Raw genomic sequence first — 12,778 nt, 5'->3', positions numbered from 1 at the left:
CGTATCAGGAGCAGAAGTCCAGGGGCAGGCGACGCGGCACGTACTGGCCTTTGCCCAGCTGTTCGGCGTCACGCAGGGTGCGCCAGGTGTAGTCCAGTGCGCTGCGTACGGCGCTTTCCAGTTGCTCGCCAAGGGCCAGTCGGCCGGCCAGGGCGCTGGCCAGGGTGCAGCCCGAGCCGTGATAGCTGCCCGGCAGGCGCTGACAGGTCCAGGTGTGGTGCTTGCCGTCCTGGGTGTACAGGCGGTTGTGGATTTCGTCTTCGTCGCCGTGACCGCCGGTAATCAGCAGGTGTCTACAGAACGGCAAGAGTTTCTCGGCACACTCGTCGGCGGTGCCTTCGGGCAGTTCGGCGAGGATGCGCGCTTCAGGCAGGTTAGGCGTGGCGATGGTCGCCAGTGGCAGCAGGCGTTCGCGCAGGGCGTAGCCCACTTCGTCCTTGCCCAGGCGGCCACCGCCACCGGCACGCAGCACCGGGTCGCACACCAGCGGCAGGTGCGGATGGGCAGCCAGCAGCTCGGCCACGGTGTCGACCATCTCGATCGAGCCGAGCATGCCCAGCTTGACGGCGGCCACCGTGGAGTCGGCCAGCACGGCATTGGCCTGGGCCAGTACCCACTCGCGGTCGAGCACGCGGAAGTCGGAAACGTTGACGGTATCCTGCACGGTCAGGGCGGTCACGGCGGGCGCGGCGTGACAGCCTTGGGCGATCAGGGCTTCGATATCTGCCTGCAAGCCGGCGCCGCCACTTGGGTCGTGGCCGGAGAGACAGAGGACAACGGGGCGGGAGCTGTAGGTATTCATGGTCGGCGAGCTTACCACCAAACCTGTTTGGGCGGATCGTCCGACAAATGAGTTTTGTTGATCAATCGGTCAGAATTTATTGTTGGATTCTTCTGAAAGTATTGATTTAGAGCCTTTTCTTTGATTTTTCATATGGCCGATTGCCAGGTTGCGAAGCTATGCTAGAGTGCTCGGATAACTCGACAAACGGGTTCTGCAGGATCACGTCGTCTCAAACGGATGGGAGGCAACCGCGACGCGACCGGACAGGCCATGCTGGGGCTGTATGCGCTATTTGCTGATTGTGCTTCTGGGCTTGCTGCCCGTGCTGGCTGGAGCGGTCGATTTCGACAGCGCTACGCAGCACCTTCCATTGGGCAAGGCCATGCAGGTGTATGAAGACCTTGATGGCAATGCCAGCATCGCCCAGGTCAGTGCCCCCGGGTTCGCCAAACATTTCCGCCCCCACGATAAAGACGTGCTGAATGCCGGTTACTCCACCTCGGTGTTCTGGCTCAAGGTCGAGCTGCGCCCGGTTGCCGCGCCCGGCGCTGCCCCTCGGCAGTGGCTACTGGAGCTGGCTTACCCGCCGCTGGACCACCTGGAGCTGTATTTGCCTGATAGCGGCGGCGTCTACCGCCTGGCGCAGCGCACCGGTGATGCCTTGCCCTACGACAGCCGGCAGATCCGGCAGAACAACTACCTGTTCGAACTGCCGTTGCCGCCAGGCGAGGTGACCACCGCCTACCTGCGCCTGCACAGCCAGGGCTCGGTGCAGGCACCGCTGGCGCTGTGGTCCCCTGAAGCCTATATGGAAGAGCAGCCCACGCGCCTGTATGTGCTGGGGATGATCTACGGCGTGCTGTTGGTGATGCTGGTGTACAACCTGTTCATCTACCTGAGCGTGCGCGACGTCAGCTACCTCTATTACATCCTTTACATCGCCTCGTTCGGTTTCTATCAGGTGTCGGTGAACGGTGCGGGTGTCGCTTATTTCTGGCCGGACAGCCCCTGGTGGGCGAATGCCTCGACACCGCTGTTCATCGGTGCGGCAGGCCTGTTCGGTTGCCAGTTTGCCCGGCATTTCCTGCAACTGGACAACATCAGCCGTGGTTTCGACCGGTTGCTGCAGTTACTGATGCTGGGCGGTGCGTTGGTCATGGTAATGGCGGTGAGCGTGCCCTACGGCATTGCCCTGCGCATGGCCACGCTGCTGGCCTTGCTGTTTACCGTGAGCATCTTCAGTGCGGGGCTGTACGCCTGGTGGCGGGGCTTGCGCGTGGCGCGCTGGTTCATCATTGCCTGGACGGCCTTCCTGCTCGGCGGGCTGGTCAACACGTTGATGGTGCTGGGGTACCTGCCGAACGTGTTCATCACCATGTATGCCAGCCAGCTGGGTTCGGCGCTGGAGGTGGCATTGCTGTCGCTGGCGCTGGCCGACCGCATCAACAGCCTGCGCGAGCAGCAGGCGCAAACCTTGCGCGAAACCGGACGCACGCTGGAGCAGTTGAACCTGCAACTGGCCAGGAGCAACCGGTTGAAGGATGAGTTTCTGGCCAGTGTGACCCACGAACTGCGCACCCCGATGAATGGCGTGATCGGCTCGCTGGAACTGATGCACACCCTGCCGATGGAGGCCGAGATGGCCCAGTACCACCGCACGGCGGTGGGGTCTGCGCAGGGGATGATGGACATGGTCGATGCCATTCTCACCTTGTCTGAATTGCAGGCCGGCCGCCTGCGTGCGCAACCGGCGCCGTTCAGCCTGCGCACACTGCTGCAGGGGTTGCGCGCCGGTTATGCCGGGCAGGCCTTGGGCAAAGGCTTGTACCTGAGCCTGGATATCCCGGCTGACCTGCCGGATGCGCTGGAGGGCGATGGAGAGAAACTGGCCCGCTGCCTTGGCTGCCTGGTGGAGAACGGGTTGAAGTTCACCCACCAGGGCGGGGTGATGATCCAGGTGCGCGGGCGCCGGGTAGGGCCGGGGGATCTGGCGTTGACCTTTACGGTCAGTGACAGCGGGATCGGTTTTGATGACCTTGAGCAGTCGACCCTGTACCAGCGGTTCTTCCAGGTGGATGGGTCGATGACCCGGCGCTATGGCGGGTTGGGGATTGGCTTGTCGATCTGCCGGCAGATGGGGGAATTGCTGGGGGCGCGGTTGGCACATGAGTCGACGCGCGGGTTGGGGAGCCGGTTCGAGTTGAGCTTGAACATGGCGATTTCGCAGGTGCAGATGAGCCCGAGCATTCTGCAGGCGCGGCGTTCGCTGTAGGTTTTATTGGGGCTGCTTTGCAGCCCTTCGCGGCGGTTCGGCGCCCCGACTCGCCCGCTCCCATAGGCTACAACAACTCCAGACTCTTCCTACGCACCGGCACTGGAAACTCCATCCACTGCGAAATACCCTACAACTCCTGTCGACACGCGTCTGATTGTTCCTGCAAATCCCGCCTAATAGGCTTTGCCTGTCGCTGACGGTTCAGCGATCGGGTGTGGAAACCTGTAGCAAGCATTTCAGGGTATGTCGTTCATGGCGGCTGTACCCGGGAGGCCTTGTGCCTACCGAGTTTTCCCTGAATGCACTCGGGTTTCCACCCCGTGTACAGCCGCCACCCTTCCTGTGGAAACGGAAGCGGCGGTCAACGAGCATTCAGGAGAATCCATGACCGACGAAACCAAAACCACCCCAGGCGTCACCTATTTCTTCCAAGGCGAAGGCCAAACCCATCCGCTGTTCCGCATAGCCGAAGGCATCCCCTGCCGCAGTGCCCGCGAGCAAGCCTCGGAGCTGATGGGTTATGCACGGGACCTGTCGCTGACCGGCTTGATGGATGGCGACCAGCAGATGCTCTGGGCTTCGCACTACTTCTCAGCCATGGCCAAGGCGTTGCTGGATGATGCCGAGTTGGGCTTGATGCGCTGACTTTTGTATGGGCTGTACCCGCCCTTTCGCGGGTGAACCCGCTCCCACAGGTACTGCGCAAGTCATACGGCCAGCATCTGACCCTGTGGGAGCGGCTTTAGCCGCGAAGAGGCCGGCACAGCCCCTACAAATCAATCGTTCATAAAACAGAACGCTAAAGCCAATTTCTGCTGACTACTGCCGTGAAGGTGATGATTTTAATCTGTGCCCATCAACGCGAAACACCCGAATAGCTGAAAAATTCATAAACCTTAGGAGCACAGACCATGAGCAAATTCACCTATAACCGCCTGAACAAAGACGACGCTGCCGTACTGCTGGTAGACCACCAGGCGGGCCTGCTGTCGCTGGTGCGCGACATCGAACCGGACAAGTTCAAGAACAACGTGCTGGCCCTGGCTGACCTGGCCAAGTTCTTCAACCTGCCGACCATCCTGACCACCAGCTTCGAGCAAGGCCCCAACGGCCCGCTGGTGCCAGAGCTGAAAGCGCTGTTCCCGGATGCGCCTTACATTGCCCGCCCTGGCCAGATCAACGCCTGGGACAACGAAGATTTCGTCAAGGCGGTGAAGGCCACTGGCAAGAAGCAGCTGATCATTGCCGGTGTGGTGACTGAGGTTTGTGTAGCCTTCCCGGCGCTGGCGGCCCTGGAAGAAGAGTTCGATGTGTTTGTGGTGACCGATGCTTCCGGCACCTTCAACGAAATGACCCGCGATGCTGCCCATGACCGCATGAGCCGGGCGGGTGCCCAGCTGATGACCTGGTTTGGCGTGGCCTGTGAGCTGCACCGCGACTGGCGCAACGATATCGAAGGGCTGGCGGCGCTGTGCTCCAACCACATCCCGGACTATCGCAACCTGATTACCAGCTACAACGCACTGACTGCCGAGAAGTAAGGCGGGAGATTGGGTGAGGGCTAACAGGTGCTGCAACTGTTGTGGCGAGCACCTGTAAGCCCTCACACATCCTCAAACCATGCCCCCCACCCCACGTTTCGTCATTAATGCCCCTTTGACTCCCCCGCAACCAGTGCTTCACTGGGTCTCTCAAGCCTACCCGGATCCAGGAGCCCCCGATGAACCTGCACCAGTACGCTGAAACCCACGAAGTCACCAACCAGCCTCCGCCCCTCGACGGCGCCAACCTCTACCGCCTCGACCTGCCGCTGCAGGAATGGTCCCGGCGTTTCGGCGCAGGCTGGGCCGAGTCGCGGATCGACGCCTACGGTGCCCTGGCTGGCGGCCCGCTGATGCAGGCAGGTTTCCTGGCCAACGCACACAAACCGGAATTCATCAGCCACGACCGCTATGGTCATCGCATCGACCTGGTCGAGTTCCACCCCGCCTACCACGAACTGATGCGAACGGCCGTCGAACACGGCCTGCCTTCTTTACCCTGGGCCGAGCCCCGCGCTGGCGCACATGTGGCGCGGGCTTCCATGACCTACCTGCACAGCCAGGCCGAGGCCGGGACCGGCTGCCCGCTGACCATGACCTTCGCCGCCGTGCCGGCGCTGCGCCTGCAGCCCGAGCTGGCCGAATACTGGCTGCCGAAAATCCTGGCCTGTGAATATGACCCGCGCAACATCGGTGACCGGCACAAGGCGGGGGTTACCCTAGGCATGGCCATGACCGAGAAGCAGGGCGGCACCGATGTGCGCGCCAATACCACGCGGGCCTATCCGGTGGGGGCACCCGGCCCGGGCCAGGCCTACGAGCTGGTGGGGCACAAGTGGTTCTGCTCGGCGCCCATGTGTGATGCCTTCCTGACCCTGGCCCAGACTGAAAAAGGCCTGAGCTGCTTCCTGCTGCCGCGCCATCGCCCGGACGACAGCCGCAATCAGTTCTACATCCAGCGGCTGAAGAACAAGCTCGGCAACAGCTCCAATGCCTCCAGCGAGGTGGAGTTCCGGGGGGCGCTGGCGTGGATGATTGGCGAGGAAGGGCGGGGCGTGCCGACCATCATCGAGATGGTGGCCATGACCCGCTTCGACTGCATGGTCGGCTCCAGCGCCTTGATGCGCCAGGCGCTGACTCAGGCGGCTCACCACTGCGCGCACCGCAAGGTCGGTGGCCGGGTGCTGAATGAACAACCGCTGATGCAGAACGTGCTGGCCGACCTGGCCCTGGAAAGCGAGGCCGCGCTGGCCCTGAGCCTGCGCATGGGGCAGGCGCTGGAGCAGCTCGACGACCCGCAGCAGGCGCATTTCGCCCGGCTGGTCACGGCCGTGGGCAAGTACTGGATCTGCAAGCGTGCGCCGGCCATGATCAACGAGGCAGCCGAATGCCTGGGCGGTGCGGGTTATGTGGAGGACAGCATCCTGCCGCGGCTGTACCGCGAAGCACCGGTCAACTCGACCTGGGAAGGCTCGGGCAATGTGCAATGCCTGGATGTGCTGCGGGCGTTGTCGAAGGAGCCGGGCGTGCTGGACGCGTTGTTTGCCGAACTGGGCGATGGGCATGGTGACCCACGGTTGGCCGCGCACATCGGTAACCTCAAGGGGGCGTTTGCCGATACGGGCGACATGCAGTACCGGGCGCGGCAGTTGACTGAAGATATTGCCCTGGCGTTGCAGGCCAAGCTGTTGCTGGAGGCGGGGAATGCGGTGGTGAGTGATGCCTTTATCGGTAGCCGGCTGACAGGTGGTGGCCGGGTGTATGGGGCATTGCCGCGGGGTGTGGATGTGGAGGCTTTGGTGGCAAGAGCAACACCCGTCTGGGAGGGCTGAGTTGGCCTCTTCGCGGGCGCGCCCGCTCCCACAGAAACCGTGCTGATCTCAGGGTTGCGAATATCCTGTGGGAGCGGGCGTGCCCGCGAAGAAGCCAACACCGATCAATGGGGATGTATTTACCCAAGAAGGCAGGCAAGATGGTTCACATGCATGTCCAGACAGGAAGCACAGTGTGAGCCACGCTTTTGTAGTCGTTGATACTCCCGAACAGGCCGTCGACCGTCTGGCGGCCTTGCATGAACAGGCCACCGGGGCCCTGAGCCAGGCCCTCAAGCGTTACCTGAAGGACCGTACCGAGCCGGGCGCCGATGAGCGCGACCTGTTCCGCTACCCGGCACTGCGTCTGACCTACCACAGCCACGGCGAAGTGGCCGCCACCACGCGGGCCTACGCCAAGGTCCAGGTGGCCGGCACCTACAGCGTTACCGTCACCCAGCCAGCCGCGTTCCGTAGCTACCTGCTGGAGCAACTGCGGCCATTGATGCACGACTACACCGTCACGGTAGAGGTCGGCGTCAGCGAGCAGAACATCCCTTACCCCTACGTGGTCGACCAGGGCGACGAGTTGGCCGGTAGCGGTATTACCGCCGCGCAGCTGGCGCGGGTGTTCCCCAGCACCGACCTTTCGGCCGCCACCGACAACATCGCCGATGGCCTGTACGACTGGGACCGTGCCGAAATTTTTCCGCTGGCGCTGTTCGACGCCGCCCGCGTCGACTTCTCGCTGCGCCGCCTGGTGCACTACACCGGCAGCGACTGGCGCCATGTGCAGCCATGGATCCTGCTGACCAACTACCACCGCTATGTCGACCAGTTCATCAGCCATGGCCTGGAGCAGCTGCGTGACGACCCGCGTTTCGTGCGCATGGTGCTGCCGGGCAATGTGGTGATCGAAAAGGGCATGGACCACGGTGAAACCCAGGCGTTGGTGGCCAGCGTGATCTGGCACCGCTACCAGATGCCGGCCTACCACCTGATTGCCGCCGATGGCGACGGCATCACCCTGGTCAACATCGGTGTCGGCCCGTCCAACGCCAAGAACATCACCGACCACCTGGCCGTGCTGCGCCCACACTGCTGGCTGATGATCGGCCACTGCGGCGGCCTGCGGCAGTCGCAAACCATCGGCGACTATGTGCTGGCGCACGCCTACATGCGCCGTGACGGCATTCTCGACCGGGTGGTACCGCCGAACATTCCGATCCCGGCTTTGGCCGAAGTACAGCTGGCCTTGCAGGAAGCGGCAGCCCAGGTCACCGGCGAGCGTGGCGAGCAGTTGAAGAAGCGCCTGCGCACCGGCACCGTGCTGACCTACGACGACCGCAACTGGGAGTTGCGCTGGGCTCAGGAACGCCCGCTCATCAACCTGTCGCGTGCCGTGGCGGTAGACATGGAAAGCGGCACCATTGCCGCCCAAGGGTATCGCTTGCGCGTGCCGTACGGCACCTTGCTGTGTGTGTCTGACAAGCCGCTGCACAGCGAGATCAAGCTGCCGGGCTCTGCCAACGCCTTCTATAACCGGGCGGTCAGCCAGCACCTGAAGATCGGCATCGCCGCGCTCGACTTGCTGCGCACCGAGCTCAACTCGCTGCACTCGCGTAAACTGCGCAGCTTCGATGAGCCGCCGTTCCGCTGAGGATCCATGTCACTGCCACCCCGTAACAAGCCGCGCCGCCCCCAGGCGCGGCCTGCCGCCGGTCCGCGTCGCCAGCCCAAGGCGCCACCGGCCGAGCCGCGTCTGATCCTGTTCAACAAACCGTTCGACGTGCTGACCCAGTTCAGCGATGGCGACGGGCGGGCGACGCTCAAGGACTTCATCGACATCCCGGGCGTGTACCCGGCCGGGCGGCTGGACCGCGACAGTGAAGGCTTGCTGTTGCTCACCAACGATGGCGGGCTGCAGGCGCGCATTGCCGACCCCAAGCACAAGCTGGCCAAAACGTACTGGGTACAGGTGGAGGGTGAACCGAGCGACGAGCAGTTGCAGCGCTTGCGTGATGGCGTGGAGCTGAACGATGGGCCTACCTTGCCCGCCGAGGCACGGTGGCTGGACGAACCCGAGCTGTGGCCGCGCAACCCGCCGGTACGGTTTCGCAAGAGCGTGCCGACCAGCTGGCTGGAATTGGTGATCCGCGAGGGGCGTAACCGCCAGGTGCGGCGGATGACGGCGGCGGTGGGGCTGCCGACCTTGCGCCTGGTGCGGGTGCGGATCGGGGATTGGGCGCTGGATGGGCTGGAGCAGGGCTGCTGGCGAGAGGTCCCGGCGAAATTGCAGCGCTAGCAGGAGCGCAAAGCGCTCCCGGCATTCCTGAGCCTTAGACCCCTTCCAGAAACCCCACCACCACGCTCTTGATGATAAAGGCCAGCACCCCCAGCCCCAACACGAAGAACAGGATCAACGTACCGAACTTGCCGGCCTTGGACTTTTTCGCCAGGTCCCAGACGATGAAACCCATGAAACCGATCAGCACGGTGACCAGGATGATCATCATCCATTCTTCGAATACGGCGGGATCCATCGGTGTTCTCCAGGCAGTCTGAGCAGCCGATTATACGCCGGCTGCCATGGGCAATTAACGCAGGTGGGTCAATGGCATCTCGGTACTGGCCAGCACCTGGTTGAGCACGAAGCTCGAACGCACGCTGGTAACGCCTTCTATACGGGTCAGGCTGCCTAGAAGCAGTTTCTGGTAGTGGTCCATGTCGGGTACCACCACTTTAAGCTGATAGTCGGCATCCATACCGGTGACCAGGCTGCATTCGAGCACCTGTGGCAGGTTGCGGATGGCCGCCTCGAAGGTTTCGAAGCGCTCCGGGGTGTGACGGTCCATGCCGATCAGCACGTACGCGGTCAGGCTCAGGCCCAGCTTTTTGCGGTCGAGCAGGGCTACCTGGCGCGAGATGTAGCCGTCGTCCTCCAGTTGCTTGACCCGACGCGAGCATGGCGAAGGCGACAGGCCGATGCGTTCGGCCAGCTCCTGGTTGGAAATGCGCGCATCGCGCTGCAATTCGGCGAGGATGCTCAGGTCGTAGCGGTCAAGTTTGCTCATGGCATTTGCCTTTTCTGTTCGTATTGCGGCGAATTATCAATCCAGGGTGAAAAATTGCGCAAGTGCTATTTATCCGAGCAATCTTCGCAATCCTCTGCCGCAACCTGTCCGGTATCTTTATCACCAGAATCACTGCCCGGACATCAGTCCACGGCGACGCGCCCTAGGCGGGCGGTCGCGGCCAGCCATCCAACAGGATCTGCAGGCCCCCGGGCTACACACCCTCCAGAAGACGGTGTGAGGTGAGCCGGCGCCACAAGTGCCGAGCACGGACGACAATTCCTGAAGGGAGGCCCTGCGGCCTCCCTTTTTTCATGTCTGGAAATTTAATTGGCCTCTGCGACGGGCGCGGTAGACTGGCTGTGGTTGCTGTATTTTCTACCGAGAGGAATACCATGAAGTCGCGCATCTGGCAGTTGGCAGGTGTTGGTTTGCTGGGTTTGAGCATCAGCCTCGGGGCTCTGGCCGAAGGGCCGGGCGAGGGGCATGGCGAACGCGGCCAGCAGGTGCAAGGCGAGGGCGGGCCAGGCCGCTCGCTCAACTCGCGCGATGAAGTGCGCCAGACCCAGCCGCCGCGCCAGGGTTATTACCAGGACATTCCCCATCGCCATGGCGACGACCACCACTGGCAAGCCGGTGGCCCACGGCCCGGCGGTGACTGGCAGGGGCGCCCGGATGGCCATGGCAATGGCTGGGGGCCTGGGCCGCAGTATCGCCCGGGCCACACCATTGATCATTTCCCCGACCGTTACTGGAAAGTGCCCTACCGTGGCGCGGATTACTTCTATTCCGGTGGCTACTGGTACCGCCCACACGGTGGCAGTTACATCGTAGTGGCCCCGCCCTACGGCGTACGGGTCAGTTACCTGCCTTCCTATGCGCGTGAGGTCTGGCTGGGAGGGGCGCTGTTCTTCCTGGTGGCCGATACCTATTACCAGTACCTGGCGGACAGCCAGGAGTACGTGGTGGTCAACCCGCCGGTCGGCGTACCCGCGCCCGCGCCGGTGGCACCGGCAAACGGCGGCTATGACGTGGTGGCTTACCCGATGTATGGGCAGGGGCAACAACAGCAGGACCAGGACCGCTACCAGTGCCATCGATGGGCGGTGAGCCAGTCTGGCTTCGACCCGGCGACGGCGACGTATGCACCACCTGCCAATGTGCTGGACAACTACCGGCGGGCGCTGGGGGCTTGCTTCAGTGGGCGAGGCTACAGCATCAACTGATCGCTATACCGGGTCTGCGTGCACCATCACATCCGCCTGTGGATAACGCTGGCGGATCACCTTTGATGCCTCAACGCACAACCCGTGCGCCTCATGCAGCGGCAACTGCCCCGGCAGCTCCAGGTGCAACTGCACGAACCATTGGTTGCCCGATACCCGCGTGCGCAAGTCGTGTACGCCTTTCACGCCGGGAATGGCCAGTACCAGTGCGGCCATGCCTTCACCAACATCGCCGGGCAGTTCCTTGTCCATCAGGATCGCCGTACTTTCGCGGGCAATCTGCAGCGCGCTCCAGAGGATGTAGCAGGCTATGCCTAGGCCGAACAGCGCATCCAGTTGCGGCCAGCCAAAACGCGCCAGCAACAGGGCCAACAGGATGCTGCTGTTCAGCAGCAGGTCTGAGCGGTAGTGCAGGGAGTCGGCCCGCACGGCGGTGGAGCCGGTCAGGCGAATGACCTTGCGCTGCAATGCCAGCAGGGCAAGGGTCAGCGCCAGTGACAGCAGCATCACGGCAATACCGATACCGGTATCGCCCAAGGGTTGCGGTGTGTGCAGGCGTTCGGCTGCCTGCACGCCGATCAGCACTGCACTGACGGCGATGAACAGTGCCTGCGCCATGCCTGCCAGCGCTTCGGCCTTGCCATGGCCAAAACGGTGGTCGTCGTCGGCCGGTCGCAGGGCGTAATGCACCGCCAGCAGGTTGAGAAACGAGGCCACGGCATCCAGTGCCGAGTCGGTCAGCCCGGCCAGCAGGCTCACCGAGCCGCTCAGCCACCAGGCCAGCGCCTTGCTCAGTACAAGGATGCTGGCCACCGCCAGTGATGCGCGGGTGGCCAGGCGTAGCAGGCGCTGGTGTTCAGCCGGGGTGATCATCCGTGGTCAATGTCCGTGTGGGTTTCAGGCTGCCGGCACCAGGCCAAGGCTGGCCAGTTGCTCGACGCTGCCGCGGTGCTGGATCAGCCTTGGGTCGTTCAGCGGCAGGCGTTGGCCCAGCTCGCTTTCAAGAATGGCCTGCAGCTTCAGGTTGTCGACCTTGCCGTCGGGGCTTACGGCTTCTTGCAGTTTGGCCGGGTCGACCTGGGCGGTGCGGCCACCCGGGTAGTAGATGGCGCCCGTGGCGAAGTCGATGCCGAAAGCGATCAGGCCCGGGATCACGTAGAACAGGATGCCAATGGCGTCCATTGCGGCAACCACAGGGTCGATCTTGCCGCCGATCTGGCCGCGCCGGTCTGGATAGAAAATGGTGCCGCAGGCCGTCAGTTGGGTCAGCAGGGTGGCGATGAGGGCGCCACCGATGACGCGGGTCGAGATGCGCATGTAAATCTCCGAGAAGGTATTCAGCAGGGCAAGCGAAGCGCCTGCGCCTGAAGCTTAAGACCATGATAGAGCAGGCTGGGTTCGCCGTTATACTCGCGAGACTGTTCGAGGACCACCATGATTTCATTACCGATCGATGCCGTCTTGCCCGCCTTGCGCCAAGCCCTGGAAAAACGTGACGAAGCGGTGCTTGAAGCACCACCAGGCGCCGGCAAGACCACCCGCGTGCCGCTGGCGCTGCTGAATGAGCCGTGGCTGGCCGGGCAGACCATTCTCATGCTGGAACCCCGGCGTCTGGCCGCGCGGGCGGCTGCCGAGCGGCTGGCCAGCGAACTGGGCGAGCAGGTGGGCGAGACCGTGGGTTATCGCATTCGCCTGGACAGCAAGGTGGGGCCGAACACCCGTATCGAAGTGGTGACCGAAGGCATCCTTACCCGCCGCCTGCAGGCTGACCCGGCGCTGGAAGGCGTGGGGTTGCTGATCTTCGATGAGTTTCACGATTTGCTGATTAGCTCTTTCTCTGCTTTTGCTTGTCAGGCTTTTCAATCAAAGCCCACAAGGCTTTGATGCTCCTGCTCCTGCTCCTGCTCCTGCTCCTGCTCCTGCTCCTGCTCCTGCTCCTGCTCCTGCTCCTGCCTTAGCTTTTGCCCTTGCTTCTGCTCTCGCTCCTCCTGTTTTTTAGTGGTGCGCTTAGGTAGCTCACTGATCCTGACTGGCACTCTTAAGCCCAGATCATCACTCATCGCCCAG

General features: G+C 62.9%; 13 protein-coding genes and 1 pseudogene. 8 read left to right on the top strand and 6 right to left on the bottom strand.

The genetic code is table 11. From position 1 onward, the window contains the following. Window positions 1–4 precede the first annotated feature (4 nt). Window positions 5–802: a hydroxymethylpyrimidine/phosphomethylpyrimidine kinase gene (locus A0O30_RS09025; protein WP_016712164.1), complete on the bottom strand. Its 798-nt coding sequence runs from the start codon at window positions 800–802 to the stop codon at window positions 5–7. A 265-nt stretch (window positions 803–1,067) separates the two neighbouring features. Here A0O30_RS09025 and A0O30_RS09020 point away from each other — a divergent pair, with 265 nt between their 5' ends. The 6 genes from A0O30_RS09020 to A0O30_RS08990 all read left to right on the top strand — a co-directional run bounded on the left by A0O30_RS09020 (window position 1,068) and on the right by A0O30_RS08990 (window position 8,716). Next, window positions 1,068–3,056 (top strand): hybrid sensor histidine kinase/response regulator, encoded by a 1,989-nt coding sequence (locus tag A0O30_RS09020; RefSeq protein WP_105946258.1) that lies wholly within the window; start codon window positions 1,068–1,070, stop codon window positions 3,054–3,056. A gap of 387 nt (window positions 3,057–3,443) precedes the next feature. After that, entirely contained in the window at window positions 3,444–3,704 is a 261-nt protein-coding gene (locus A0O30_RS09015; protein ID WP_105946257.1) for a DUF3077 domain-containing protein, read from the top strand. A 266-nt stretch (window positions 3,705–3,970) separates the two neighbouring features. Further along, window positions 3,971–4,600: an isochorismate family cysteine hydrolase YcaC gene (gene ycaC / locus A0O30_RS09010; RefSeq protein ID WP_105946256.1), complete on the top strand. Its 630-nt coding sequence runs from the start codon at window positions 3,971–3,973 to the stop codon at window positions 4,598–4,600. A 179-nt stretch (window positions 4,601–4,779) separates the two neighbouring features. Further along, window positions 4,780–6,432, top strand: coding sequence for an acyl-CoA dehydrogenase family protein (locus tag A0O30_RS09005; RefSeq protein ID WP_105946255.1), 1,653 nt, complete (start codon window positions 4,780–4,782; stop codon window positions 6,430–6,432). Between the two features lie 175 nt (window positions 6,433–6,607). Beyond that, complete coding sequence (gene amn / locus A0O30_RS08995; protein ID WP_060498500.1) at window positions 6,608–8,071, top strand: AMP nucleosidase; 1,464 nt, start codon at window positions 6,608–6,610, stop codon at window positions 8,069–8,071. Window positions 8,072–8,077: 6 nt separating this feature from the next. After that, window positions 8,078–8,716, top strand: a complete 639-nt coding sequence (locus tag A0O30_RS08990; protein WP_105946253.1) for a pseudouridine synthase — start codon at window positions 8,078–8,080, stop codon at window positions 8,714–8,716. Window positions 8,717–8,750: 34 nt separating this feature from the next. Here A0O30_RS08990 and A0O30_RS08985 read toward each other — a convergent pair whose 3' ends face one another. Next, complete coding sequence (locus A0O30_RS08985; RefSeq protein WP_003249787.1) at window positions 8,751–8,954, bottom strand: DUF2788 domain-containing protein; 204 nt, start codon at window positions 8,952–8,954, stop codon at window positions 8,751–8,753. 54 nt (window positions 8,955–9,008) lie between these two features. Continuing rightward, the gene (locus tag A0O30_RS08980) at window positions 9,009–9,485 is read right to left on the bottom strand and encodes an Lrp/AsnC family transcriptional regulator (RefSeq protein WP_016712159.1); all 477 of its coding nucleotides are present in this window, start codon (window positions 9,483–9,485) and stop codon (window positions 9,009–9,011) included. A gap of 395 nt (window positions 9,486–9,880) precedes the next feature. On the opposite strand from A0O30_RS08980, the gene A0O30_RS08975 reads away from it, so the two are divergent. Then, window positions 9,881–10,711, top strand: coding sequence for a DUF6515 family protein (locus tag A0O30_RS08975; RefSeq protein WP_105946252.1), 831 nt, complete (start codon window positions 9,881–9,883; stop codon window positions 10,709–10,711). A 3-nt stretch (window positions 10,712–10,714) separates the two neighbouring features. Here A0O30_RS08975 and A0O30_RS08970 read toward each other — a convergent pair whose 3' ends face one another. Beyond that, on the bottom strand, window positions 10,715–11,584 hold the full coding sequence (locus A0O30_RS08970) for a cation diffusion facilitator family transporter (RefSeq protein WP_105946251.1): 870 nt from the start codon (window positions 11,582–11,584) through the stop codon (window positions 10,715–10,717). Window positions 11,585–11,608: 24 nt separating this feature from the next. Beyond that, the gene (locus tag A0O30_RS08965) at window positions 11,609–12,028 is read right to left on the bottom strand and encodes a hypothetical protein (protein ID WP_016712156.1); all 420 of its coding nucleotides are present in this window, start codon (window positions 12,026–12,028) and stop codon (window positions 11,609–11,611) included. A 117-nt stretch (window positions 12,029–12,145) separates the two neighbouring features. On the opposite strand from A0O30_RS08965, the pseudogene A0O30_RS08960 reads away from it, so the two are divergent. After that, a pseudogene (locus tag A0O30_RS08960) lies at window positions 12,146–12,559 on the top strand (DEAD/DEAH box helicase); the annotation flags it as partial. Between the two features lie 11 nt (window positions 12,560–12,570). On the opposite strand, the gene A0O30_RS08955 reads toward A0O30_RS08960, so the two are convergent. Next, complete coding sequence (locus A0O30_RS08955; RefSeq protein WP_105946249.1) at window positions 12,571–12,771, bottom strand: hypothetical protein; 201 nt, start codon at window positions 12,769–12,771, stop codon at window positions 12,571–12,573. Window positions 12,772–12,778: the final 7 nt, after the last annotated feature.

The sequence above is a fragment of the Pseudomonas sp. LLC-1 genome, assembly GCF_002992185.1.
GTDB classification, from domain to species: Bacteria; Pseudomonadota; Gammaproteobacteria; order Pseudomonadales; family Pseudomonadaceae; genus Aquipseudomonas; species Aquipseudomonas monteilii.
The sequence above is the reverse complement of the archived record's forward strand: the minus strand, read 5'-3'. Positions and strand labels throughout refer to the sequence as shown.

Excerpts from the sequence above, each read along its gene's own strand:
- A0O30_RS09025 (WP_016712164.1), bottom strand. The coding sequence starts at position 802 with ATGAATACCTACAGCTCCCGCCCCGTTGTCCTCTGTCTCTCCGGCCAC.
- A0O30_RS09020 (WP_105946258.1), top strand. The coding sequence starts at position 1,068 with ATGCGCTATTTGCTGATTGTGCTTCTGGGCTTGCTGCCCGTGCTGGCT.
- A0O30_RS09015 (WP_105946257.1), top strand. The coding sequence starts at position 3,444 with ATGACCGACGAAACCAAAACCACCCCAGGCGTCACCTATTTCTTCCAA.
- ycaC (WP_105946256.1), top strand. The coding sequence starts at position 3,971 with ATGAGCAAATTCACCTATAACCGCCTGAACAAAGACGACGCTGCCGTA.
- A0O30_RS09005 (WP_105946255.1), top strand. The coding sequence starts at position 4,780 with ATGAACCTGCACCAGTACGCTGAAACCCACGAAGTCACCAACCAGCCT.
- A0O30_RS08990 (WP_105946253.1), top strand. The coding sequence starts at position 8,078 with ATGTCACTGCCACCCCGTAACAAGCCGCGCCGCCCCCAGGCGCGGCCT.
- A0O30_RS08985 (WP_003249787.1), bottom strand. The coding sequence starts at position 8,954 with ATGGATCCCGCCGTATTCGAAGAATGGATGATGATCATCCTGGTCACC.
- A0O30_RS08980 (WP_016712159.1), bottom strand. The coding sequence starts at position 9,485 with ATGAGCAAACTTGACCGCTACGACCTGAGCATCCTCGCCGAATTGCAG.
- A0O30_RS08975 (WP_105946252.1), top strand. The coding sequence starts at position 9,881 with ATGAAGTCGCGCATCTGGCAGTTGGCAGGTGTTGGTTTGCTGGGTTTG.
- A0O30_RS08970 (WP_105946251.1), bottom strand. The coding sequence starts at position 11,584 with ATGATCACCCCGGCTGAACACCAGCGCCTGCTACGCCTGGCCACCCGC.
- A0O30_RS08965 (WP_016712156.1), bottom strand. The coding sequence starts at position 12,028 with ATGCGCATCTCGACCCGCGTCATCGGTGGCGCCCTCATCGCCACCCTG.
- A0O30_RS08955 (WP_105946249.1), bottom strand. The coding sequence starts at position 12,771 with ATGAGTGATGATCTGGGCTTAAGAGTGCCAGTCAGGATCAGTGAGCTA.